Below are 23,623 nucleotides of genomic sequence, written 5' to 3' on the forward strand. Positions count from 1 at the left end.
AATGACTTAAAAGTAAAATTTATAATTATTTATTTCTGTTGAAGCTGTTACATATAAAACTAAAACATATATAGTTAATAGAAATAAAAACTGAACACATTTATTAACTTTAAAATTATAGCTAGCAATTAACAATGGAATTAAAAGCACCTCTAGCACTCTAAAAAACATATTAAACCTAGCTGCCATCATATCCACACTACCTAATGCCATGTATATGAAAAAGCCAAACATATAAAGTGTAAATAATAAAGCTGCTAACCTTCCTTGTTTAAATATTGGCTTAGGAAAGATAAGCACACCTATTATTATCAATCTTAGTATTATAGACGATAGGCTAACCTCACCCCATAAATCTTGCCAGCGAGTTATATCAACACCTACCATCATAAAAATACGCGTCAAGATATCAACTTTATAAGCGATAAAAGATAAAAAAATAATAAACAAGAATTTCTTATAGGAATTTATCAAAAAGAAGCGACTAACAATGTACCCTATCAGAATGATAAGCCCAGTAGAATGAAAGAGTGCAGAAAATATAGATATAAAAAAGACTTTCAGAGACTTTTTTTCGTATATATAGGAAATGCTATAAATAAAAAAACCCATAGCAATAGCTTGTCTCATGGCGTTAAAGTTATAATTTATATAAAAGAAACAAAAATAAATCAAAACCCCATAAGACAATGTAATCTTTTTATATTTATTGAATTTTTTTAACCCTAAGCATAATGGAAGTAAGCTTAAAGCGGCACATAGAGCAAAATAAACCACGTGCGAATCAAATGCTTTAGCGACCGCAGCTAAGAGTTTAAAACCTGGTTCTATGTTGCCATAACCACGGAAGATATCGTCTCCACTCAGTATGGAAGGAATATAATTGTAAATAGCTAAGTACGTAGCAAAATCTTGTCCTGTATGCCAACGAACTGCTGATATGACAATTAAACAAGTTACTGTGACTAGTGAAATAGTACTTTTAACACCTAGGCTCAGTGTTCTTGTTTTGTCTATTTTAATGTTTTCTATATAGATAAAACTACAAAGAAACAAAAATAATAAAGCGTAAATAAGCATCTCTAACCTTTAAATACCAAAAAATAACACAAGGCCAAAAATGCTAGGTGCAGAAATAAATAAGAAGTTCTTGAAGAGTAATTATACAGTATAATTAGCGCGAAAATCCCTATACTGAATAGCTTACTTTACTATTCTCAAATTCCATGGCATCTTATATAAAAATGCACTAACAGCCCACGTTAATATAAACCTAGTAAAATTTGCAATTAAAAATGCAAAGGCAGCCCCAGCAATACCATACAGAGGAACTAGCACCAGTAACAATATAATATTTATTATACCAGATAAAATAGTTACATATGATAAATACTTAGTTTTCTTAATATAAAAAATATAGTTAGTAACCATATAATACATACCTAAAAAAACTTGCCCCGTTAAAATTAATGGTAAGATATTGGCCGCTTCACGGTATTCTTCACCAACGATTACCTCTAATATTGGCGGCGCNCCGCCATAATCATTAAAAAAACAAAATATGTATACGTTTTTTTTACAATGGATAACTTGTTATTATCATCGTCTCTTTTTAGCTGCTCAAACAACCACGGGACATAAGCTTTATTAATACTATTGAAAATAATGTTCAAAGCACTTCCCAAATTAACAGCTACCATGTAAATACCTGTCATTTCTAAACCAAGCTCTTTATTGATAACAAGCCTATCTAGCGATAATAACAAAAATCCACCTAAGACATGGGGTATCAATGGTAGGCCAAATGATAACGCATAATTAATATCTGTACGGCAGCATTTTAATAAAACAAGCTTGTCTTTATGTAATGTTTTATATGCAATAATACCAATAAAAGTACTTGCCAAAATAATCCCATAAACCCTACCATCAGGGCCTAGCTGTAATGGGATAACAAACAATAAACTCAATAATAAAACGGTAACCGCATTTGTTATTTGCAATACCCCATATGCTTTAGCCTTACCCCTTACTTGCCATTGACCTAACCGTATATTAATTACAAAACTAAAAAAAACACTTAATACCCCGAGATAAATCCAACTAGATGGAATGCCTAAGTATTCAGCTAATAAAGTATCTACTAAAAATAAAAATGCTAGGGCGAAACACGTGCTCGCAAGTAAAATAAAAAAGCAATTGCCATTAAACTTAGCTAATTCGAGTACTGATGCATTGTCATCAAAAAAACGTCTATTTGCAGCGCCCTGAACACTTAAACCTACGACAGAAGCCAATGCGGTAGTAAAAATGGTAAACATTGCTATTTGACCATATTCAGTAGGTGTGAGATACCTTGTTAAAACAGGTAACAATACAAATGGGATAGCAGCACTTGCAATCGAACTAAGTGAATATATAAGAGTATTTTTTAACAAAGCAATTCCTTCAATTTTGGATAATATAGCTTTAACAAGGGCTAATAGCTTTTCATTATAACTATAATCTAATTGCTTTTATTTCCATTCCTAAATCTTTATAGTAATCATAAACAATATCAATATTTTCTAACGAGACTTTGGGGGTTAAATATTGGCGAATATCAAACGCAATCAAATCCACTTGCGAGTTAAATTTTAAGTAACATGTATAAAGTGCAGTTGAGTAATAAGACAGAATTTTTTCTGGCATAACATTAGCTGTACTATAAAAGGCCTCTAAAGGTTGATTTAAGTTTTTAATTTCAAACCCTATCTCTTTAATTTTATCTAGCTTTTTTTCTGACTCCCCTCTATGAGGTATATAAAACAATTTTTTATTATGGTAATCATTAAATACAACATTAAGGATGCGTAATTCATCACTTTCTTTCATATAATTAGCTTCCGAAAGCTTAGTACCTATGAAGTAGTAATAAGAAGAAGTAGTTGATATTACACGGTGCTCATTTTTATTTTTATGGTAATTGACTTGTTTAGGGAGCATAAACATGTCAAGTTCAAAAAACGTAAACAAATTTGGCACCCTTGGTTTTTCTAATATTTTTTTGAAAATTTTATGCTTTAGTGTTTTAATTTTAAACACACTTTTCTTTTTTTTTATAAATGCTTTTTGCATTGCAATAGTTACGGCCCCATCATCTAATAGGATGGATTCGCAAGGGCTAATAATCGATTCATAAATAGCATAATCAGGACTTCTATAATCGCCGTAAAAAAAGCGTTCGACTTTTTGCCTATATTTAAACCATAGTTTTAATAGGAAAAATATATAAGAGATATACATCAATAAAATATTTTTACCATGAGATATATAAACCTTGCCCCACTTATCATCCAATGCATTCATTATTTGACTGTAGTTTTTATCGTTTTTTCCATAGATATCTATAAAAATAATTGAATTAGAAATATCTAAGCTGTCACGTGCTTGGGTTGCAGATTCTAACTGAAGAGGACTTTGTACAAAAAACAGATTAAACTTTTTACTCATAATTACTACTTACTTCACCAGTCGATATACTTTGCTCTCCTGTATTTAAATAAGTCTCTGCTATCTTGAAGTCAATTTCTTCATCTATATCGATAGAGCTTTTGCTATCCATTAAATATGCAAAAGTATTAGCTTTTAGCATAAAACTACCAGCAGCTAATAGCTTGTCTACCTTACAAATATAAATTGCACCGTTCAACCTGTAGTACTTTTCCAAGTCTTGACTACGCTTATTTAGTACTTCTTCATCTAAAAAGTCATCCATCGATAAATCACCATTTAAGGTATTTGACCATAAAGGTGAATGGTTCATCTCGCATACACTAACTATAGAATCAGCTTGTTTTTTAATTAATAACTCTACTGCACTATCTAAATGCGTTTCATTTCTAAGAGGGCTTGTAGCTTGCAATAAAATGATATAATCATATGATTGTGTATTATCAATAACATGCTTTATCGCATCGAAAGTGGTAGCAATATCAGAAGCCAATACCTCAGGCCTCTTAATGGTATCTGCACCGAGGCTTTTAGATATGTTTAATATTTCATTGTCATCACTAGTAACAATAACTTCATCAACATATTTACTATTTAGCCCTGCCTCTATACTCCAAGCAATTAAAGGTTTTCCAGCTAATTTTAATATATTTTTTCTTGGTAGCCTTTTACTTCCTCCTCGGGCTGGAATTACTGCCAAAACTTTTTTACCATTAATCATTATTAATTCCTAAGGTATTGATATCTAACTGTGCTTTTTGAAAATCATCATGACGCCCTACATCTAACCAATACTCATGAATAGGGAACTTCAATGTTTTAAGCCCTTCTGCTTGTTTTTGTTCAAATAAACTTGGCATATCTAAGTGCTGCCTCTTTGGAAGTGAATTAATAATATTGTGCGAAATCACATAAATACCAGCATTAACAAAGTAACGGTATGTTGGCTTTTCTACCATGCCTGTAATTTGATGCCCTTCACCTTCAATTACTCCAAAGGGAATTTTAATCTCATAATCACGGACGCACATTGTGGCATCACTAGCCTTTTTAACATGAAAGTTTAGCACTTTAGAAAAATCAACATTCGTTAAGATATCGCCATTAATCATAATTAATGGCTCTTTCGGTAAATCATCTGGCAGTAGTGAGAGCGCGCCCCCTGTGCCAAGTGGCGTTTCTTCATGCACATATGTAATTTCAACGTCAAAATTTTCGCCGTTCCCAAAGTAATCCATGATTACCTCTGGCAAGTAGTGTGTAGAGATATAAAACTTGTAAAATCCATAATTTTTAAAGTTATTAATTAATGTTTCAAGCATAGGCTTGTCGCCTACCTTTAGCATTGGCTTTGGGCAATTATCTGTTAGCGGTTTTAAACGAGTTCCAAACCCACCGGCCATTATAAACACTGGGTTCTCACGTTTTTCAATTACAAGGGTATCGTATAATGTTTTTAACCCAACGAGTTGCTTATCGTCATTAACGATTGGTAGTGATAATATCTTGCGCGACTGCATCAGGGCTTTTAAGTCATGGCTACTTACTGAATCGTTAGCACTTACTGGCTTAGTATTCATTATTTCGCTTACTGGCGCAGAAAGCTCTACTCCTTGTAATATCCCTCTACGAATATCACCATCTGTTACCATACCAATCAACTTATTGTTATCAACAACCAAAGCGACCCTTAAGGCCTCTTTATCAATAACTCTTAACGCTTCTTTGATTGAAACTGAAGGCTCAATTACTACTTTTTGCCAATTAACCGTCATTACTTTCTAATCCTTTAACTATTGCGCGCGCACCATAAACAATTGAGTTCGCTGGAATTGACTTTGTTATATTTGCACCAACACCAATTATACTATTTCGGCCAATAGTAATATCATTAATTAAATTGCTACCCGTAGCTATGTGAACATTATTTTCTATTACAACCTGGCCACTTATTGTAGATCCTGGAGCTAAATGACAGTGTGCGCCAATATTACAATCGTGGTCTATTGATGACGAGGTATTTATAATCGTGTTTTCTCCAACCACAGTGCCGATATTAACCACACAATTATTCATTACTTGAACACCGCAACCTATCATAGAATAATCTGATACTATGGCTGAATCAGCAATGACTGTTGCAAACTCATAGCCTAGTTTTTTAAAGCGACTATAAATCGCTTCTCTTACAGATTTATAAGGCATTGAGCCTATACCGTTAACTAACAAAACTTCTTGAGGGTTAAATTTAAGGATATCATCATCGTTGTGAAGTAATTCTATATTATCAAAGAGATTACCGGCCGCCATTAACTCAGGTGCAACGACATTCACTATTTTTTTATTTTGCTTAAGGAGGATCTCTGCTAATACCGCTGCATGCCCCCCCCCGCCAATTATAATAAGTGGCTTATTTTTCATCGAGTAATTGACCTATTGAGTAATCTCTAGATGCAGGAGTATCTAATAACTTCCAAAAATTTATTGGCTCTACTCCACCACCGGGGCGCTTTACAGCTAAATTATCTGCAGTGAACACCTCGCCTTTTTTAATTGCTTGTGCTGCAACTACACTTTTACGAGCTACGGCTTTATTTTTAACTTCAGAAGGGCGCGGCCCTTTAATGCCATCACCTAATATTTTTTCTACAATACGAATCCCATCAACCATTTCTTTTAATTCGATAGGATCAAGAGATGCTTTGTGATCAGGACCTGGCAATGCTTTATCGACTGTAAAATGCTTTTCAATTAAAACAGCCCCTTTAGCGACAGCAGCAATTGGTACTACAATTCCGGCACTATGATCTGAGTAACCCACTTCTAGCTTAAAGGCGTCTTTCATGGTGTCCATGGCATTTAAATTTATATCATTAAATGGTGCTGGGTATTCGGTAGTACAGTGTAAAAGTGTTACTTTTTCTTTTAATAATTGCTTACCTTGCTCTGAAAAATACGCTGTTTGTAATGCTTCTTCTGTTGGATTGCCTTCTGGGTTTAAATAACCAAAAGCAATTACTGATAATACCTGCTCTATTTCAGAAAGCGTTGCCATACCTGTTGATACGATTAGATCACAACCTGTTCTTGCGTGTTCTAGTACTAATGGCGCGTTAGTAATTTCACCCGATGGTAGTTTTAGGCGCGTTATTCCTAAATCATCAACTAAAAATGAAAGGCTTTCTGAGTCAAATGCGGTAGATAAAAACTCAATACCTAACTCATTACAATATTTCACTAGCTTATGGTGCGTTTCGTAGCTCAACTCTAATCGCTTTAGCATTGAGTACTGAGACTCTTTTTGACCACTATTAGTGACTTGATACTCTGCTTGTTGTGCATCTTCAGTGACTAAATTTTTAGCTTTAAATGTTTGGAATTTAACTATATTGGCTCCTGCTTGATGCGCAGCATCAACAAGAGAAAACGCTATGTCGTCACTGCCATTATGGTTAACACCAGCTTCAGCTATAATTAATGTCATGGAGGTTCTCACTTTAAATCGTAAAAAGATTTGCTCGGCTCAAACTCTAAAGATTTGAGCATTTGAATTGCTTGAGCACTTGCATTGCCGGCGCCATATGGATTAATAATTGTTTCGCCTGGAGCTTTATAGCTACCTGTAACAGCCGATTTTATTGCTGCTGAAATAGCGGCTTTTGTTGCTATACAGTTAAGTACACTTTTAGCTGCTAAACGGCCTTTTTGTCGTACGCCTATATTGACTGTAGGCACGTTAAATGCGGGGACTTCAATGATACCACTCGATGAATTACCAATAACAACAGCGGCATTTTTTACCGTGCTCAAATAGCGCTTTTGTCCCAATGACGGTATTGCACATACTCTATTAGGGTGCTGTTTAGCATAATCTTCAAGTATTGGAATTATACGGCGCCCACCATCGTCTGCATTGGGGTAGGTTAGAATAACCTGATGATCTTTAAACTCATCTAATGCATCGAGTAATGCGCTAAAGCTTTGCTCCGGTGGCTCTTCACCTAACGTTACTGGATGATAGGTAACAAGAAAGTAAGGCTGCTTTAAATTAAAGTTTAATGAGTTGCCAATTTCATTAACACTCATAAAATCACTACGTGATAAATGATCTAGGCCAATTGCACCAATATTTTTAACTCGCTCAGGCATCTCACCTAACTGGATTACACGTTGGCGATATTCCTCGGTAGAGGTTCCGTGTAAATAGCTAAGTTTAGTAATAGCATGTCGAATAGCGTCATCATACGCCCCTTCGGTGATTTCGCCTCCGTGCAGATGCAAAATAGGTATGCGTAATATCATTGCGGTTTGAGCAGCCGCAAGTGCTTCAAAGCGGTCACCTAAAATGACCAGCGCATCAGGCTTTAATCTACTTAGTGCATCAGCAAAACCAAGCACACCAAGCCCCATACTTTTAGCGGTACCGACGGCAGTATCTGATGAGAGTAGAATTTCTATTTTTTCATCTATGCTAAAACCATCTTGCTCTATTTGTTTGTAGGTTTCACCAAACTCAGATGATAAATGCATGCCTGAAACTAATAGCTGTAATGTAAGCTCTGGATCACTTTGAATATCTTTTATAAGCCAGTACAGCAGTCCATACTCTGCACGAGTCCCTGTAAATACAGCTATTTTCTGTGTCATTATAACTTGCCTAAACTTTTAACTGGAGAGCTTGGTATGTTAACTAAGTGAGCTTCAATAAACTCTGAATGGCTTAAATCGCCTCGCATTGCATTTTCGAACATAGGTAGTCGATGCATTAATTGCCATATTGGTCGAGTCATAACACCATCAGCATTAGTCTGCTTTAGTAGCTTTTCTCGCTCACTGGGATTTGGGCAAATAATTGCATTTAACCAATAGTTTGATTTTGCATAGCTAGGCTCTGTTACAAATTTAAAGTCAGAGCCTTTAAAAAAGTCTAAATATAGGCTGGCGAGGTGACGTTTATTGTCGATAAATGCGGCAAGGCTTTCCATTTGCGCACAACCAAGTGCTGCATTTAGATTAGGCATACGATAATTAAAGCCCGCTTCATCATGAAAGAATTCATACGGATGAGGAACCTTAGCTGTAGTGGTTATATGCTTTGTATACTGCCCCGAGGCTAAGGTTTTGCATAAAACCATGCCGCCGCCACCGGTGGTAATAATTTTATTACCATTAAAGCTAATTGCGCCAAAATCACCTAACGTACCTGTATGCTTACCTTTATAAAATGAGCCAAGGCTTTCTGCTGCATCTTCGACTAAGGCAATCTGCCACTCATTGCACACACTAATTAGTTCATCAAGCTCAACAGGATGCCCAAATGTATGCATTGGCACCACTGCCTGAAAGCGCTGTTTTGTTTTTTTATGTATCGGCCCCGATTCGGTTAATACCGCATGTTGCTCTAAAAATGCAGACAATGCTTTAGGGCATAAACCCAAGCTAACAGGTGATACATCAACAAACGCAGGCTCAGCCCCCATGTGATGTAAAGCATTACAGGTTGCTACAAAAGTAAGTGCTTGAGTAATAACGATATCGTTATTTTTAACTCCCGCCATATAGAGTGCTGCATGCAACGCGGCGGTACCATTTACAGTAGCCACTGCTTTTGCGGTGCCGGTGTAATTTTCAATATGTGTTTCAAAGTCATCTACAAACTTACCAACACTTGAAACAAACGTGCTGCTTATAGTTTCGGATACATATTGTTGTTCATTCCCTGAAAAAGTGGGTGCGTGCAGAGGAATAAACTCGTTAGTTTGGTAGAGATCTTTTACAAATGAAACAAGCTGTTTAGTCATGATATATCTGCCTAATTACATTTTACCATCAAGGTATTTGCCCGTTTCTTTATGCCCAAAATCAGGAAGCATTTTAAAGAAAAGTGAGACAATTTCGTCTTTAGTCCAATTTTTATCAGCTTTCATTTGAGTAATTTTTTCTTCAAACTCAGATAATAATGCTTGCTCGAAAATTGCGTCATTTTTGATAATGCCTAAATTTTCAAAACGCTCCATGTCTAATGTTTCACTATCGGTAAAGAACTCTTCGAAATCTTTTTCACCTGTAGTGTCACTTTCAGTAAATAAACACGGCCACTTTCCGTGAGCTGGTAGCGTTTTTACTAGCTCACGTGCTTCGTCTTCAGTTTTACATAAGAAAGGTTCGTAACCTCGATCATGAAGGTATTTTACAGCAATATCTGCAAAGGTAATTAAGTGTAAAGCTTCACTTAATTTTGGAAAGAAAATATCTCTATTTTCACCAAAAATACATGACATTAAACATAGCTCACCAGATTCTTGAGGTGTAACAAAGTAGCGTTTGATATCACTCGGTGCGACTATTGGTTGTTGTTTTTGTATGCGCTGATTGAAACCATGTAGCAATGAGCCATCTGAAAAAGCAACGTTTGCAAATCGAGCGGTAGAAATAGCAATGTCTTCACTTTTACGCATTAAGAACATTTCCATTATACGCTTTGAAGCCCCCATCATATTAACTGGATTCGCTGCTTTATCTGTAGATACACAAAAGTATTTTTTAGCTCCACAATCAATCGATTGCTGAATCGTTTTATCGGTATTAAAAACATTTACGTCAATCATACGCATTAATGTAAATGGGTCTTTTTCACTACGAACATGTTTAAGTGCAGACAAGTTCAATACATAGTCATATTGGCCATCTGCTTTTATAAATGCATCATACTCAACAGAGCCAATATCAAGTGCGAAGGTTTGAAAGTCACCGTCGATATAGCCAAAAGAACTACGAATGTCACGCACTAACTCAACCATGTTATTTTCGCTAATATCAACAACATGAAGTTTTTTAGGGTTACGTTTAAAAATTTCTTTAGTAACAGCTTGACCAATAGAACCTGCACCACCTAAAACTAGAAAGCGAGAGCTTGAAACTATATTACGAAGCTCTTCTTCATGTTTACTAATATCTTTGGTAAACAAAGCTTTTTTGCGACCTATAAGTGGTAATATATTGTTCATTTAATATCCTTGGTTAGATTTATCACTGAAGTTACCTTGAAAACACTCCAGGCTAATAATATTTAGGCCTACTTAACTTTATACTTACCAAGTTGGAGAACCATTTATGCTAAATAATATAGCTAAATAGACTCTCCTTATTGTAATTACTCGTTTTTAGATTCTAATTACAAGATGATTTAATCACTTTATTTGTTCTTAGGAGTATAAAATCTAATAAGCACTATGATGACTCCAAAAAAGCCGCCTAAAAAAGCACCTAATATACAAATGAGTGCTCGTTGAGGGGCTGATTTTTTTTCGGGAACTATAGCTGGGTCAATAGTTTTAAATACATATTCATCACGTACATTGGCGAACATAATTGTTTTTGCTTGTTCTTCTATCAAATTATATAAAACTGTACGTATATCTGTAATTTGGGTTTGCTCTAATTGACGCATTAAAAATTCAGTACTTCGATTAGCTTCTTCAACATCTCGGGTTTTCATTTCTAAATTAATATCTTCGATTAGCCAATTGACCCATTGTTTTGCAATAAAAGGAGATTGATGTTCTACTGAAATAATAAACATTCCAGACTTTTCATCTGCATTAGCTCTCATTACTTCGCTGAAGACACTAAAAGCTTCTTGCATTGACGGTTTTGACTCATAAGGAGCTTTAACTTCACGAACCCATTTATCGCTGGCTTTATCATAAAGCTCATCGTCATAAGTGATAGTATTATTTTTATGTTGCCACTCATTGATAGCCATTAAATCCGGTAAGATTTTATGCTTTTTTATAAAGTTAGCTGCGAACTGCCGTGATTTAATCACCTCTAGCGCAAGCTGAGCTTTATTTATTGAACCGCCCCCCAAACTCCCCCCAGCTAAACTTGCCAAACCGCCAAACTGGCTTGCTAATACGCCTAAACCACCTTGCTGCTGAGCTTCTGCAGGTGCTAGTAACGCTTCAGATTTATAAATATTCGGAAGACTAATAGCGTACAAAACTGATGCCACAGAAAATAAAATGGTTAAAGCAATAACTATCAACTTGCCTTGCCAAATAACGCTAAATAATTCACGAAGGTCTATTTCGTCGTCGGCAATATTATTAGTCACTGAACCATTTGCTAGGTTTGGGTTATTTGAGTTGTTTTCCATTTAAATCTCATAAGTTAGGCTATCAGCTATCAGCTATCAGCTATCAGCTATCAGCTATCAGCTATCAGCTATCAGCTATCAGCTATCAGCTATCAGCTATCAGCTATCAAAAAATTGTATAACAAGAACATTAGGTCAAGTTATTGTTTTAGGTTTTAGGGACTTTTGCTCGTCCCTTGTAACACCAACCTGCTGCTACATTTACGCGACATAAAGCTCCGCATATAAAATCATTTTGAACCACAGAGTACACCGAGGCACTGCGTGCTTCACAGAGAAACATGTTTGCGCGGTATAAAGCCCCGCCTACAGGCTATTTAAACCCGGAAGCTCGCAATTCGTCACTTCCCTAATCCCTAACGGCTTCTCTTTACCTTCTGTGGTGAATAAAATCACTATAGACGCGACATAAAGTCGCTGCTACGTATACGCGAGATAACCCCGTCTACAAAATCATTTTGAACCACAGAGTACACCGAGGCGCTGCACGCTACACTGAGAAGATAAGACAAATAAAACTTAAACAGATGTCATTGTTCTCTTTCTCTGTGTTCTCTTTACCCTCTGTGGTGAATAAAATCACTATAGACGTTTCGAGCTTCGGGCACGCTTCACGTTCCAGTTCGTCGCAGAGCTCCTCTCGCTCCAGCTTGAAAGCAAAACTATTTGCTTGTCTAGCCCTTCGGGCACGCTCCACGTTCCAGTTCGTCGCAGAGCTCCTCTCGCTCCAGCTTGAAAGCAAAACTATTTGCTTGTCTAGCCCTTCGGGCACGCTTCCGCCCCTAGGTTGCAGTTCCTACGGTCTGATAAAAAAACAGGTTTTAGGTTCTAGGCTAATGCTCATAACCTTTAAGTAAAAACCTGCGGGTTAAAAGCCCGCTTTAAAAATTGTTTTGAACCACAGAGTACACTGAGGCGCTGCGCGATACACTGAGATGATAAGACAAATAAAACCTAAACAGATGTCATTGTTCTCTTTCTCTGTGTTCTCTTTACCCTTTGTGGTAAATAAAATCACTTTAACGCGACATAAAGTCGCTGCTACATAAGCGAGGCGTAAAGCCCCGCTTTAAAAAACATTTTAGCTGCGAGCCACGGGCTACGAGTTTCGAGCCCTTAGCTCTTAGCCCTTAGCTAATAGCCCACAGCCCGATACCCGTTGTTTATAACCCTATATTACAGGCTGCCTATCGCGGCTACTGCTACGCCTAGTTGGTAAAGTATTTGCGTTGCTGTGCTCCACAGCGTTAGTTTATCCATATGCCCTGCGTCCATTGGCACTACTATGGTATCGCCTGGTTCTAACTGATCAGCATTATTTGCTGCAAACCAGCCTCCTGTGTTTGGTATTTTCACTGAACCATTGGCTTTAATAATGTAAATTCGGTCTTCAGCCGCACGCTCTTTCAGGCCACCACTTAGCGCTATATAATCATCAACACTAACACCTGATTTATAAAGATGTGATGTTGAGTAGTTAACTTCACCAATTACGCTGATTGAATCGCGCTTACTTGGTACGTAAAGCGTGTCGCCATCTTGTAATACTAAGTTTTGTTGATTATCCACAATTAAAGGTAAATCAATTACTAAACGTCCTACGGCTTCTACACTTGCGAGGTCGTTTAACAGCTTGTTCATTTCTTCATAAGAAAGTGTGTTACTGCTTACAGAGTTTTGGAAGCTCTTAGAGGCAATGTCGCGGCGAAGTTCTGTAGATAAACGCGCTAACTGCTTTTCCTCTTGTTCTTTAATTGATGTACGGGTAAATACAGCTGCTTTTTGCTCTGCAAATTGTGAAAAACCACCTGCGCGTTCAAGTAATTCAGTTAGCGTTTCACCACGGCGTATAGTGTACGTGCCTGGGAATTTAAGCTCGCCTTTTAATTTTACTTTTACGTTTTCTTGCCAGTTTGGAATAGCGAAAACGTTTATGCTGTCTTTACTTTGTAATGTAATATTACTTTGAAGGCCGCCCTTCATGGCGCTTTCAAGATCAAATCGTAAGTGTTCTATTTTAGAACCATCGCTGGCTACAATACGTGTAATTTCAGCTTGTTTTACGTAGGCAGACTCCAATAAACCACCAGCTGCAGTTATTAAGTCTTTTACCTCACCACCAATCATTAATGGATAAATACCAGGGAAAGTAACATTCCCGCTGATTTCAACTAACTGCATAGCTTGTTGCACTGATGCTTGCTGTTTAAATTTAGCAATAATTGGCGCTAATAAGTTATGGCGGCTAAATAATGCGTAATCTTCAGGTTTGAGTTCTTGCTCTTCTTCTTTTTTTGCTTTGCGTTTAGAAATTTCAGCAATTGTTAGTATTTTATTGTCTTCAAGAACAAGCTCTTCGTCTTCTTGATTAACACCAATATATTTTTCGAACTCTTTTTGCTCAAACTTGTGCCATTGCTCTGCTTTTTGTTGCTGCTCTTGTTGCTCTTGGCTAAGGGCCATATTTGCTAGAGCTGATTGCTCTGCTTCTTTTTCTTCAAAACGACTAAATACAACTATCTTGTCATTAGCTTTAAGTTGTAAGTTGTTTTCAGGATTTTTAATAATCGCTTGAGCAACGTCGAACTGATGCGCTTCTATATCGCCGTTTACATTTATTTCGCGGATTACGAGGCCGTAGCTTAAATCGGCTTGCGGTAGTAGGTCACCGCGTATAGATTTAAGTACATCTGAAATACGCTTACCTTGGTGCCATTGATAATTACCTGGGCGTGCTACTGCACCAATTAAGCTAATTGAATTTTGATATTGCGAGCTAACTGAATTAAAGCGAATGCGGTCGCCATCTTGTGGGATATAGTTAATTTGTGGTTTTGAAAAATCGACCGAGAGTACTTCTTTACGATCGAAGTTAAAGCGCTCTACAATTGCGCTTTTAGCGTATGCATTGGGTTTAAGGCCTCCGGCCATTGCTAATAACTGCTTAGCAGACTCACCTTTTTTAAGTTCAAAAATAGCGGGACGTTTAACTGCACCTTCAACTGTTACTTGAGCGCCAATTGATGGAATAAATACAGCATCGCCCGGCTTTAATACGATATCGTTACTGCTATCGCCATTAATAAGTAAGTCGTAAAGGTCAAAGTTTGCAACTACGTTGCCTGCGCGTTTAACTTGAATATTACGAAGAGAAGCAATGTCAGACACGCCACCGCTTACAAATAATGCATGCGAAACGGTTGTTAATGATGAAACACTGTAGCTACCAGGCTTGTAAGCCTCTCCTAGCACTAAAATACGCATGCTACGAAGCTGACCAAGCGACACAAACGCTTTTACACCTATTACCTCTTGCTCTACTTTTACTTTTACTAATTCTTTAATTTCAGCAAAAGTTAAACCGGCCACTTCTACAGGGCTTAAATCTGGAATACTAATACGTCCTTCACGGTCAACTATAACTTCAAAACTGTCACTTTCTTTACCATAAAAGTTAATTAGTAGCTGATCGCCACGCCCTACTAAGTAGGTGTCGGGCACTGCTGCGGTTTCGCTAGGCATAAATGTAGTCGGTTCACCGGCAAAAAGTTCGTAACCAAATGGTTTTACTTCGTCTGTTTTTGGTTTAAAGCGCTCTTCATCTGTAAGCTTTTCTTTTTCAGGTTCTGCGCGCTCACCAATACTATTTTGCTGCTGAGTATTATTTTGATTATTAGATTGGTTTGTACCAGTGATCGTTGCTATATCAACACCGTATTGTTTTGCGAGGGCTTCTTGTTGAGCTTTAGGTAACTTTTTAAATTGCTCAATTTGAGACGCTGTTGGCGTAAAAGCCAAAGTACTAAAACTACAAAGTAGAATAAAAGCACTAATAAATTGTGTAAAAACTTTCACGAGTAGGTATATCCCTAGGTCTACAACCAAAATTGGCCGCTATAATACCTTAATTTTAAGCAAATAAAAAAGGGACTTTCGTCCCTTTTGTCACTTTAGTGTCATTAACTTAACTACATTGGTTAAAAACTGTAAACCAACGTGAATGACGTTTCAGTGTCAGTGCTTTCTTTGTCGTCAGCAACATCTGAGTTGTTAGTGACATTAAAAGCGACTTTCATTTGTAACGAGCCGTTTATTTTTGCAAGTAATGCAGTTTCAGAACGAGTTTTAGTGTTTGTATCACCGTACTCAACAGCAACTAATTGAGTAAAACGTGCATTCTCAGAAATTTGCCAGTTGTAATCTAACTTACCTAAGGCAATTACTTCGCCTTCAAATTCACCAGCAAGAGAGTTACCGTTGTCATCAACTTCAGTGCTGTCATCTGGGTATTCAAAGTATTTATAACCAGGACCAATTTCAGCACTTAACCACATAGTTTTTTCGTTTAATAAACGTAAACCGTAACCTGCAGAAATTACTGACTCACTTCTATACGCTCCAAAATAATCTGAAACGTGTGAACCATAAATGAATAAATGAGAATGATCTTCATTTAATTTGTAATTACCTTGTGCAGAAATTGAATACTTTTCGTTAGTGCGCTGCTTGTTTTTGTCACCATTTGCATCTTCAACTTCATCTTCTTTGTAGATGCCGTCTAGCTTGTATTCGTTGTTCCAGTGTTCAAGATTGTGCTGAACTTTGATGCCACCTTTAAGTGTGGTCGTTTCTGTATTACCACTTGTGACAATAGCACCTAATTCACTGGTAACTTCCCATGTTCTTTGTTCTGCGTCTGCAGCAAATGCGTTTGTTGCAGCAGAAGCCGCAACTAAAACTGATAAAAGCTTTAATTTCATTAAAAAATAACCTTTGTATAAATGTACATCTATTTTATTAAAGCATTACTTGTTAGAGCAAGCTAAACAGCTAAGTAATAATGTAAAAAATTTTCATGCAGCAAATACCGCATGAAAATTTTATGTTTAATAGCTCTTTAGCACTATAACAATTAAGATAACTTTAATTAAATAACTATTTAAAATTAGTCTTGCTTGTGAAAGTGAACATCCATTTGTGGAAATGGGATAGTAATATTTGCATCATCTAATGCGATTTTAATATTTTCCATTAATGACCAGTAAGTAGGCCAATAATCAGCAGCGTTAACCCAAGGACGAACAATAAAGTTAACACTTGAATCGCCTAACTCATTTACAGATACATTGTAAGCTGGATCTTTAAGTATGCGTGTTTCTGCATCTAATACAGATTTTAATACTTCTTTTGCGTGACGTAAATCAGCATCGTAGCCAACACCAATAACTAAATCGATACGACGAGTAGACTCTCGTGAGAAGTTAGTAATAGCACCAGACATTATTTGAGAGTTTGGTACGATAATTACTTTGTTATCTGGAGTACGTAGTTCAGTTGAGAATATTTCGATTTTTTTAACCGTACCCATTTTATTACCTGCTTCAACAAAGTCACCAGACTTAAATGGACGAAGTAAAATAATTAGTACGCCTGATGCGAAGTTAGATAATGAACCTTGCAATGCTAAACCAACAGCTAAACCGGCAGCACCTAAAATAGCAATGAACGAAGTTGTTTCAATGCCAATTTGCGAAAGTGCCATTAAAATAGTTACAGCAAATACAAGTGTGTACACAATACTTGAAACAAATGAACCGACAGCTTTATCTAATTTCTTTTTAGCAAAACCTTTTTCAGTTAAGTTAGAACAAAACTTAGCAACACGACTACCAATTAAAAAGATAACAAGCGCAACAACTGCTTGTATACCGTAGTGTAAAATTAGGCCTGAGTTATCGTTAAGCCAATTAAGTACTGAATCCATATTTACTCCAAATGTTTTTTATTAAGCGTTTTCGGGCATTATTATACATTAATTTACAATTTACTCTCATGAAATAATGAATTAATACTATTAAATGCAAGTATATTCGATTTTTTAGAGGTATTTATGCGATAAAACATAGCCTACCTTGAAAAAATATTAACGACTAAATACTAATTATATTTGCCTGATTTAAATTATTTTAATTTATTTCACTTTTGGGCTTCACAACAATTATTATTTTATGTATTATGCGCGCCACACCAAACAAGGTGTGTGTAGTGGCGGTTGTAGCTCAGTTGGTAGAGCCCCGGATTGTGATTCCGGTTGTCGCGGGTTCAAGCCCCGTCAATCGCCCCACTTCTTTCCTAGAAAGCCTCATATTTATATTTCAATAATCTCCCTAAATTATCTTTTTATATCCTATACAGAATATCTAACCTTTGTTACCCAAATTAATTACTATTTTAAGCTAAAGCAGTTTATCAGCAACCTCTTCTGTTTTAATAAGTTTAATTAGAAAATTTATTAAACAAGTATTTAGCCTAAATTAAATAACATTTATTTAACCAATGTGATTACATTGGCTGTACTTAAGTACAAAAAGTGCTAAATTTCTAGTACATACATCTCTTTTTATACAAAACATCAAACTTCTACTGGGATATAAAATTAAGCATGATTAAACAGGTTTTAAGAAATTTACTGTGTAGTTGTTTAGCTGTAATGAGCTTTAACTCATTGGCTCAAAGCAATGATGAATTCAATAAGTTATTGATTGAGCTTCAAAAATTAGTTTCTGAAAAAAAATACACCCAGGCTTATCAAAAAAGTAATAGCGAATACCAGTACCTGGGCGAACCCGTATACGACTTTTTATTAGGGGTCAGTGCACTTAAAACAGGGCATGCGGCGCCAGCTGTATTTGCCTTTGAACGCGTGGTTGAAAATAATCCTAGATGGTATGAAGCTCGCTTGTACTTAGTTCGCGCTTATTTAACAGTTAATAATTTACCTGCTGCCGATACTCAAGCTTTAATACTAATCAACTCACCTGACACACCTAATAATATAAAGTCTTCAGCACAGTCATTGCTAGAAACTGCAGCACTTAAGCAACAAGAGGCTGGACGCTCTTATAAACAAAATATTGAGCTTGCCCTTGGCGTAGATGGCAACGTAAACGCAGGTACTGCAGAAAATACGATTATAATTCCTAATATTGGTGAGTTTTTGTTATCGCCAGAAAGTAAAAGTACGCAAGACAACTATGCACGACTTAATTACAGAGGAAAGTACTCTCACCCTATTGACCAAAAAAGCTTAATCACTTTAAGTATTGATACCGGGTGGTACAAGTTTGAAGAACTCAGTCAATACGATCGTTTAAATGCGCACATGAATGCCGCCTATCAATATAAACAAAATGACATAAGTTGGTTTGCACGAGTTGCTACCACTCCGTTGATGCTTGACGGTGAACTTTATCGTACTGAATCAGCTTTAACGGCCGGAGCTAATTTTACGCTAAATAAACAAGTTAATTTATTTAGCTCTTTGACTGCGGGTGTTTTAAACAATAGATTTGATGAAAAGCTCGATAACTCATTTTATGCGATGAATGCAGGTGCTAGCTATGCAGCTAAAAATTGGTTTCAAAGCTTAAGCATTAACGCTAAAAGCGAGGAAGCGGACATTACTGAAGGTGAATTTAATAGCCGTAATATTACGAGCTTGTACTACCAAGTGAATACTCAGTTGGCTCAACATTGGCAGTTGTTATCTCTTGCTGGATACCAATGGATTAATTATAAAGATGATCACCCTTTATTTTTACAAGAACGTGCCGATAACCTCTTTATGTTCTCAACTTCTGTTCGCTACTTAGTTAATCGCGATTTAGCCATACAGTTGGCTGCCAACTATCAAGATAAATCCAGTAATATTTCTTTATTCGAATATGACCGTTTAGATATAAATTTAAGCGCTTCTTACTCATTTTAATTTAAGGTATTTATGAAACATTTACTCCCTGTAATTACCACTTTACTTTGTGTAAGTTTTTATACACAAGCAAACGACCCTGCCGGTAAAACTATTTTAGCACGAGGCTCTGTACTCGCGGTTGATGGAAGCAATGAACAACAACGACAGTTGCAGCGCAGAGATACTGTTTTTGGCGTAGATCGCATTACGACTGGAGAGAAAAGCAAAGCGCAATTTTCGATGTTGGATGGTGGTTTAATAGCCTTAAAAGAAAACTCAGTATTAAATATTGCTAACTACGAATTTAATGACAATACCCAACAAGGCTCTGCTTCTATTGAGTTACTTAAAGGCGGTTTACGCTCTATTTCCGGCGTAATTAAAAAAAATGGCGGCTCTTATAGTGTAAAAACTCCCGTAGGCTCTATTGGTATACGCGGAACGCATTTTGAAGTTCAGCTGGTTAAAGGCGATGTATTTTTAGCGGTATGGGATGGCGCAATAGATTTAACGTTAGAAAATAATAACGTGGTTTCTTTGGGTGATAACGAGGCATTTTCGTTTGCACAAATTACAGCCACTGGTGAAGTATTTAAAACGACACGTGCGGCACGTGTGTTTGATCAAAATATAGTAGCAATTGATCCTAAAGGCGACAACGAAGAAGAAACTGAGCAAGCATCGATAACTGAAGTTGAAGTAAATGCTTTTGAAGCAGATACAGGTGTTATGGATATATATTCTGAACAACAATTTCAAACTGTTAGCAGCGCATCTTTAGTCGATCAAATAGCTCAGCGCCAAGGTTTATTTAACTATGAGGCATCAAGCTTTAATGTAAATTCGAGTGTGGGTGCTGTTACTGACTTTGCTATGACTATGGCAGTTGATTTTGATAATGGCACCGTGCCTGATGGCGAAATTAGTTTTAATGACGCCGGTGGAAATTGGTATGCAGCTTACAGCGGCTTAATAAATTTAAGCGAACTTGAGCTGGCCGTTACATTTGCATCCCATGGTAACAATAAAGCCGAGGGCGATGTTGATGCAATATTTTTGAATGACTTAGACAACATTACTGGCAACTTTAATCTTAACGAAATAAATAATCCTGATGTAAATGCTAGCGGCTCTTTTAAATTAGAACCATAAACACATTGGATACAAAGCTTTTATTATGGAGTATTTAAAATGACAGCAAAAAATATATTTTTGCTTGGTTCTATGGTGTTTTTGTTAAGTGCCTGTGGAGGCTCAGAAGAAAGCCCCACTCAAGAGGCAATACAATCACCTACGGCTGAAGTAATACCGCCAACGGTGACTAGCTATATAAATTTGGCTGGTGTTATAGCGAGTAATCAAACCAAGAGTACAAAAGTTTTAGGTGCTGTCACTTCAAGTAGAGGAGTTGTTGGAGCAAGTTTAGCTAATACTCGCGCTAATATTGTTTTTCCACAAACAAACGACACCGTACAAGGTAATGTTTCTTTTTTACTTGAAGCTTCGGATACTGATGGCATTGCTGAAGTTAATTTAGTACTCCCTAGCGTTAATAAAAGCATATCACTTTGTTCTTCTGATTGTGGTGTTGACTACGAAAAGTCAATTATAGGCCTCAGTCCTGCGCTTTATGGCGTAACTCCAGGGGAAATACGTCTTGAAATATGGATAACTGACACTTTAAATAATCAAGCACTTGCTGATGCAATCACTTTTAACTGGCAACCATATCAAATTGAAGGTGTTACAGCACAACGAGACGAAGATAATATTAATCTTTCGTGGCAAGCCAACCCCGAACTTAATCGTTACAACGTTTATATTGCAACTCAAGCTGGAGTCTCATCTACTAATATTAATGAATTAGAGAATGGGCAACAATTTTTAAGTATTCAAGATACTGCATTAAGCATTACCGAGTCACTTACTAATAAAAGTTACCAAGTACTTATTACCGGTGTTGATGGCAGTGGTGAAAGTGGTTTTGCTAATATAATAAACATAGCGCCAGTGGGTGGAGAGCTTGCATTTGCACCAGAGGCAAATGCCGATCAGTTTCAGATAAGTGAAGATCAAACTCTGCAAGGTAACGTACTAACAAATGATACGAATCAATACAGTGGCGATTTACGTGTAAATGCAGATGCATTAATTCTACCGCAGCATGGCACTCTTAATATAAATGAAAATGGGGATTTTACTTATATCCCTATTGCAAACTTTAATGGTGAAGATGCCTTTAGCTATCAAGTTGCTAACGAGCTAGGTATGACAGACACCGCAGTTGTAGAGATAACCATTTTAGCTGTTAACGACGCTCCTATTGCGCTTGATAATACTTACAGCGTTACAAACAATGGAACCTTAGTTGTCCTATCGCCAGGCTTACTTATAAACGATAGCGATATAGACTTAGATGACTTAACTGTTGATACAACGCCGGTTAGCGAACCAACAAGAGGACAATTAACCCTTTTTGATAATGGTGGCTTTGAATACCAAGGCGAGCAAAATATGCAAGGCCAAGACAGTTTTCAGTACAGAGTTGTTGATGCACAAGGTGCTCAGGCTATTGCAAATGTAACCATTGTAAGTTCAAACACTAACGTAGCCCCTGTAACAAACAATGATAGCTATAGTTTAAGCGAAGATGAAACACTTGTGGTTACAGCAGCCAATGGTGTGCTTAGTAACGATACTGACCCAAATAATGACAGTTTTTCAGTTGATGAAACGTTTATGGTGGCACCCACACATGGCCAACTATTATTAGCAACTGATGGCAGCTTTAGTTATGTGCCGGATGCTAATTTTAATGGTGTTGATCAATTTCAATACCAAGCTATAGACTCATTAGGTGCAACCTCTACAGCCACAGTAACTTTAGTAATAAACAGCGAACCCGATAACCCTGTTGCACAAAATGATGCCTATCAATTTAGCAAAAATAAACTATTTGAAGTAACAGTACAAAATGGCTTGTTAATTAACGACTTTAATATTGAGGCTGGTGATTTATCGGTTAATACCACGGCAATTAATACAACTCAAAATGGGGAACTTACATTAAATGCTGATGGCTCGTTTACCTATCAGCCAGACTTAGGTTTTATTGGTGTAGATAGCTTTACCTATTCAATTTCAAATGAGCAAGGTTTAACTGCAACAGCTCAAGTAACCTTAAGTGAAAGCGGCGTTAATACTTTTCCACAAGCCAATGACGATCAATATACGTTAGGTGAAGACAGCTCTGCATCTTTATTAGATGTGCTAGCTAACGACACTGATGCAGATGGCGATACAATTACTATTTCTAACATACAAAATATTGTTGGAGAGGCGACTATTGTTGCCGGAAAAATAGAGTTTACTCCACCAGCCAACTTTTCAGGTGAGATAGTACTAACTTACACCATTACTGATGGCTATAGCGCTGGTAATGAAGGTATAAACGACAGAACAGCTAGTGTGACGATTACTGTTACACCCGTTAATGATGCCCCTATTGCAAATGCTGATTCAGTAACGATGAACGAAGATGGCCCTGCGGTATTAGTTAACGTATTAGCTAACGACTCCGATATTGATGGCGATACTCTTGCAATAACAGCTGCTACTGCAGATATAGGCTCTGCATCTGTTGTTGATAATAAAATCCAATACACGCCTATTGCTAATACAAATGGAACAGCAATTATTAGCTACACAATAAGTGATGGAAGCGGCGGTACTGCAACTACTAACTTAACAATTACTATACTACCAATAAATGATACTCCAACTGCAAACGCTGACTCAGCTACAATTGATGAAGATGCTGCTCCAATACTAATAAACGTATTAGCAAATGACTCAGACGTGGATGGCGATAGCCTCATGATCAGCGCTGTCTCGGCAGATACTGGCTCGGTCTCAGTGATAAGCAATCAAATTCAATACACTCCTGAGACTAACAGCAACGGTTTAGCAACAGTTACTTATACTGTAAGCGATAGTAGCGGTGGTACAAGTACAACAACATTAACTATCACTATTACTCCCGTAAACGATGCCCCAGTTGCAAACGCAGACTTGGCTACCATGGCTGAAGATGCAGCGCCAATACTGATAAACGTATTAGCCAATGACTCAGACGTGGATGGCGACAGCCTTGCCATAAGCGCAGCATCAGCTGATATTGGCTCTGTATCAGTGCTTGGCAATCAAATTCAATATACACCGGC

Annotated in this window: 17 protein-coding genes and 1 tRNA gene; 4 read left to right on the plus strand and 14 right to left on the minus strand. The window is 36.9% G+C overall.

Going from position 1 to position 23,623, the window contains the following annotated elements; all coding sequences use genetic code 11:
* Positions 1 to 6: 6 nt before the first annotated feature.
* From L655_RS0117560 to L655_RS0117630, 14 genes are all read right to left on the minus strand, one after another.
* Positions 7 to 1,080 carry an EpsG family protein gene (locus L655_RS0117560; RefSeq protein ID WP_024605763.1) on the minus strand — a complete coding sequence of 358 codons (1,074 nt, stop codon included), beginning with the start codon at positions 1,078 to 1,080 and terminating at the stop codon, positions 7 to 9.
* Positions 1,081 to 1,517: 437 nt separating this feature from the next.
* Positions 1,518 to 2,438: an oligosaccharide flippase family protein gene (locus L655_RS01000000125825; protein WP_050582223.1), complete on the minus strand. Its 921-nt coding sequence runs from the start codon at positions 2,436 to 2,438 to the stop codon at positions 1,518 to 1,520.
* Between the two features lie 61 nt (positions 2,439 to 2,499).
* Positions 2,500 to 3,492, minus strand: coding sequence for a hypothetical protein (locus L655_RS0117570; protein ID WP_024605764.1), 993 nt, complete (start codon positions 3,490 to 3,492; stop codon positions 2,500 to 2,502).
* Entirely contained in the window at positions 3,485 to 4,213 is a 729-nt protein-coding gene (locus L655_RS0117575; protein ID WP_024605765.1) for an acylneuraminate cytidylyltransferase family protein, read from the minus strand. The genes L655_RS0117570 and L655_RS0117575 overlap by 8 nt, the downstream gene beginning before the upstream one ends.
* The gene (locus L655_RS0117580) at positions 4,206 to 5,267 is read right to left on the minus strand and encodes a nucleotidyltransferase family protein (RefSeq protein ID WP_024605766.1); all 1,062 of its coding nucleotides are present in this window, start codon (positions 5,265 to 5,267) and stop codon (positions 4,206 to 4,208) included. Before L655_RS0117580 ends, L655_RS0117575 begins: the two co-directional genes overlap by 8 nt.
* Complete coding sequence (locus L655_RS0117585; protein WP_024605767.1) at positions 5,257 to 5,913, minus strand: acetyltransferase; 657 nt, start codon at positions 5,911 to 5,913, stop codon at positions 5,257 to 5,259. The genes L655_RS0117580 and L655_RS0117585 overlap by 11 nt, the downstream gene beginning before the upstream one ends.
* Positions 5,903 to 6,976 carry an N-acetylneuraminate synthase gene (gene neuB / locus L655_RS0117590; protein ID WP_024605768.1) on the minus strand — a complete coding sequence of 358 codons (1,074 nt, stop codon included), beginning with the start codon at positions 6,974 to 6,976 and terminating at the stop codon, positions 5,903 to 5,905. Before neuB ends, L655_RS0117585 begins: the two co-directional genes overlap by 11 nt.
* Positions 6,977 to 6,984: 8 nt before the next feature.
* Entirely contained in the window at positions 6,985 to 8,139 is a 1,155-nt protein-coding gene (gene neuC / locus L655_RS0117595; RefSeq protein WP_024605769.1) for a UDP-N-acetylglucosamine 2-epimerase, read from the minus strand.
* Positions 8,139 to 9,293: a LegC family aminotransferase gene (locus tag L655_RS0117600; protein ID WP_024605770.1), complete on the minus strand. Its 1,155-nt coding sequence runs from the start codon at positions 9,291 to 9,293 to the stop codon at positions 8,139 to 8,141. Before L655_RS0117600 ends, neuC begins: the two co-directional genes overlap by 1 nt.
* 15 nt (positions 9,294 to 9,308) lie before the next feature.
* Positions 9,309 to 10,499: a UDP-N-acetylglucosamine 4,6-dehydratase gene (locus tag L655_RS0117605; protein WP_024605771.1), complete on the minus strand. Its 1,191-nt coding sequence runs from the start codon at positions 10,497 to 10,499 to the stop codon at positions 9,309 to 9,311.
* Between the two features lie 188 nt (positions 10,500 to 10,687).
* On the minus strand, positions 10,688 to 11,650 hold the full coding sequence (locus L655_RS0117610; RefSeq protein WP_024605772.1) for a Wzz/FepE/Etk N-terminal domain-containing protein: 963 nt from the start codon (positions 11,648 to 11,650) through the stop codon (positions 10,688 to 10,690).
* 1,176 nt (positions 11,651 to 12,826) lie between these two features.
* Positions 12,827 to 15,505: an SLBB domain-containing protein gene (locus L655_RS0117620; protein ID WP_024605774.1), complete on the minus strand. Its 2,679-nt coding sequence runs from the start codon at positions 15,503 to 15,505 to the stop codon at positions 12,827 to 12,829.
* A 122-nt stretch (positions 15,506 to 15,627) separates the two neighbouring features.
* Positions 15,628 to 16,410 (minus strand): DUF481 domain-containing protein, encoded by a 783-nt coding sequence (locus L655_RS0117625; RefSeq protein ID WP_024596589.1) that lies wholly within the window; start codon positions 16,408 to 16,410, stop codon positions 15,628 to 15,630.
* A 185-nt stretch (positions 16,411 to 16,595) separates the two neighbouring features.
* The gene (locus L655_RS0117630) at positions 16,596 to 17,414 is read right to left on the minus strand and encodes a mechanosensitive ion channel domain-containing protein (RefSeq protein WP_024605775.1); all 819 of its coding nucleotides are present in this window, start codon (positions 17,412 to 17,414) and stop codon (positions 16,596 to 16,598) included.
* 284 nt (positions 17,415 to 17,698) lie between these two features.
* Between L655_RS0117630 and L655_RS0117635 the strand changes: the two genes are divergently transcribed.
* The 4 genes from L655_RS0117635 to L655_RS0117650 all read left to right on the plus strand — a co-directional run.
* Positions 17,699 to 17,774 (plus strand) — tRNA-His (locus L655_RS0117635).
* 318 nt (positions 17,775 to 18,092) lie between these two features.
* Entirely contained in the window at positions 18,093 to 19,418 is a 1,326-nt protein-coding gene (locus tag L655_RS0117640; protein WP_024605776.1) for a surface lipoprotein assembly modifier, read from the plus strand.
* 12 nt (positions 19,419 to 19,430) lie between these two features.
* Positions 19,431 to 20,552, plus strand: coding sequence for a FecR family protein (locus L655_RS0117645; RefSeq protein ID WP_024605777.1), 1,122 nt, complete (start codon positions 19,431 to 19,433; stop codon positions 20,550 to 20,552).
* A 39-nt stretch (positions 20,553 to 20,591) separates the two neighbouring features.
* A partial coding sequence (locus L655_RS0117650) for an Ig-like domain-containing protein (protein WP_024605778.1) occupies positions 20,592 to 23,623 on the plus strand: 3,032 nt, incomplete at its 3' end.

Origin of the sequence: Pseudoalteromonas sp. TAE79, assembly GCF_000498015.1 — a bacterium.
GTDB lineage: Bacteria > Pseudomonadota > Gammaproteobacteria > Enterobacterales > Alteromonadaceae > Pseudoalteromonas.

What these genes read in the sequence shown, in the direction of transcription:
- L655_RS0117625 (WP_024596589.1), bottom strand. Translation starts at nt 16,410, where the DNA reads ATGAAATTAAAGCTTTTATCAGTTTTAGTTGCGGCTTCTGCTGCAACA.
- L655_RS0117575 (WP_024605765.1), bottom strand. Translation starts at nt 4,213, where the DNA reads ATGATTAATGGTAAAAAAGTTTTGGCAGTAATTCCAGCCCGAGGAGGA.
- L655_RS0117610 (WP_024605772.1), bottom strand. Translation starts at nt 11,650, where the DNA reads ATGGAAAACAACTCAAATAACCCAAACCTAGCAAATGGTTCAGTGACT.
- L655_RS0117580 (WP_024605766.1), bottom strand. Translation starts at nt 5,267, where the DNA reads ATGACGGTTAATTGGCAAAAAGTAGTAATTGAGCCTTCAGTTTCAATC.
- L655_RS0117630 (WP_024605775.1), bottom strand. Translation starts at nt 17,414, where the DNA reads ATGGATTCAGTACTTAATTGGCTTAACGATAACTCAGGCCTAATTTTA.
- L655_RS0117585 (WP_024605767.1), bottom strand. Translation starts at nt 5,913, where the DNA reads ATGAAAAATAAGCCACTTATTATAATTGGCGGGGGGGGGCATGCAGCG.
- neuC (WP_024605769.1), bottom strand. Translation starts at nt 8,139, where the DNA reads ATGACACAGAAAATAGCTGTATTTACAGGGACTCGTGCAGAGTATGGA.
- L655_RS0117560 (WP_024605763.1), bottom strand. Translation starts at nt 1,080, where the DNA reads ATGCTTATTTACGCTTTATTATTTTTGTTTCTTTGTAGTTTTATCTAT.
- neuB (WP_024605768.1), bottom strand. Translation starts at nt 6,976, where the DNA reads ATGACATTAATTATAGCTGAAGCTGGTGTTAACCATAATGGCAGTGAC.
- L655_RS0117645 (WP_024605777.1), top strand. Translation starts at nt 19,431, where the DNA reads ATGAAACATTTACTCCCTGTAATTACCACTTTACTTTGTGTAAGTTTT.
- L655_RS0117640 (WP_024605776.1), top strand. Translation starts at nt 18,093, where the DNA reads ATGATTAAACAGGTTTTAAGAAATTTACTGTGTAGTTGTTTAGCTGTA.
- L655_RS0117570 (WP_024605764.1), bottom strand. Translation starts at nt 3,492, where the DNA reads ATGAGTAAAAAGTTTAATCTGTTTTTTGTACAAAGTCCTCTTCAGTTA.
- L655_RS0117600 (WP_024605770.1), bottom strand. Translation starts at nt 9,293, where the DNA reads ATGACTAAACAGCTTGTTTCATTTGTAAAAGATCTCTACCAAACTAAC.
- L655_RS0117605 (WP_024605771.1), bottom strand. Translation starts at nt 10,499, where the DNA reads ATGAACAATATATTACCACTTATAGGTCGCAAAAAAGCTTTGTTTACC.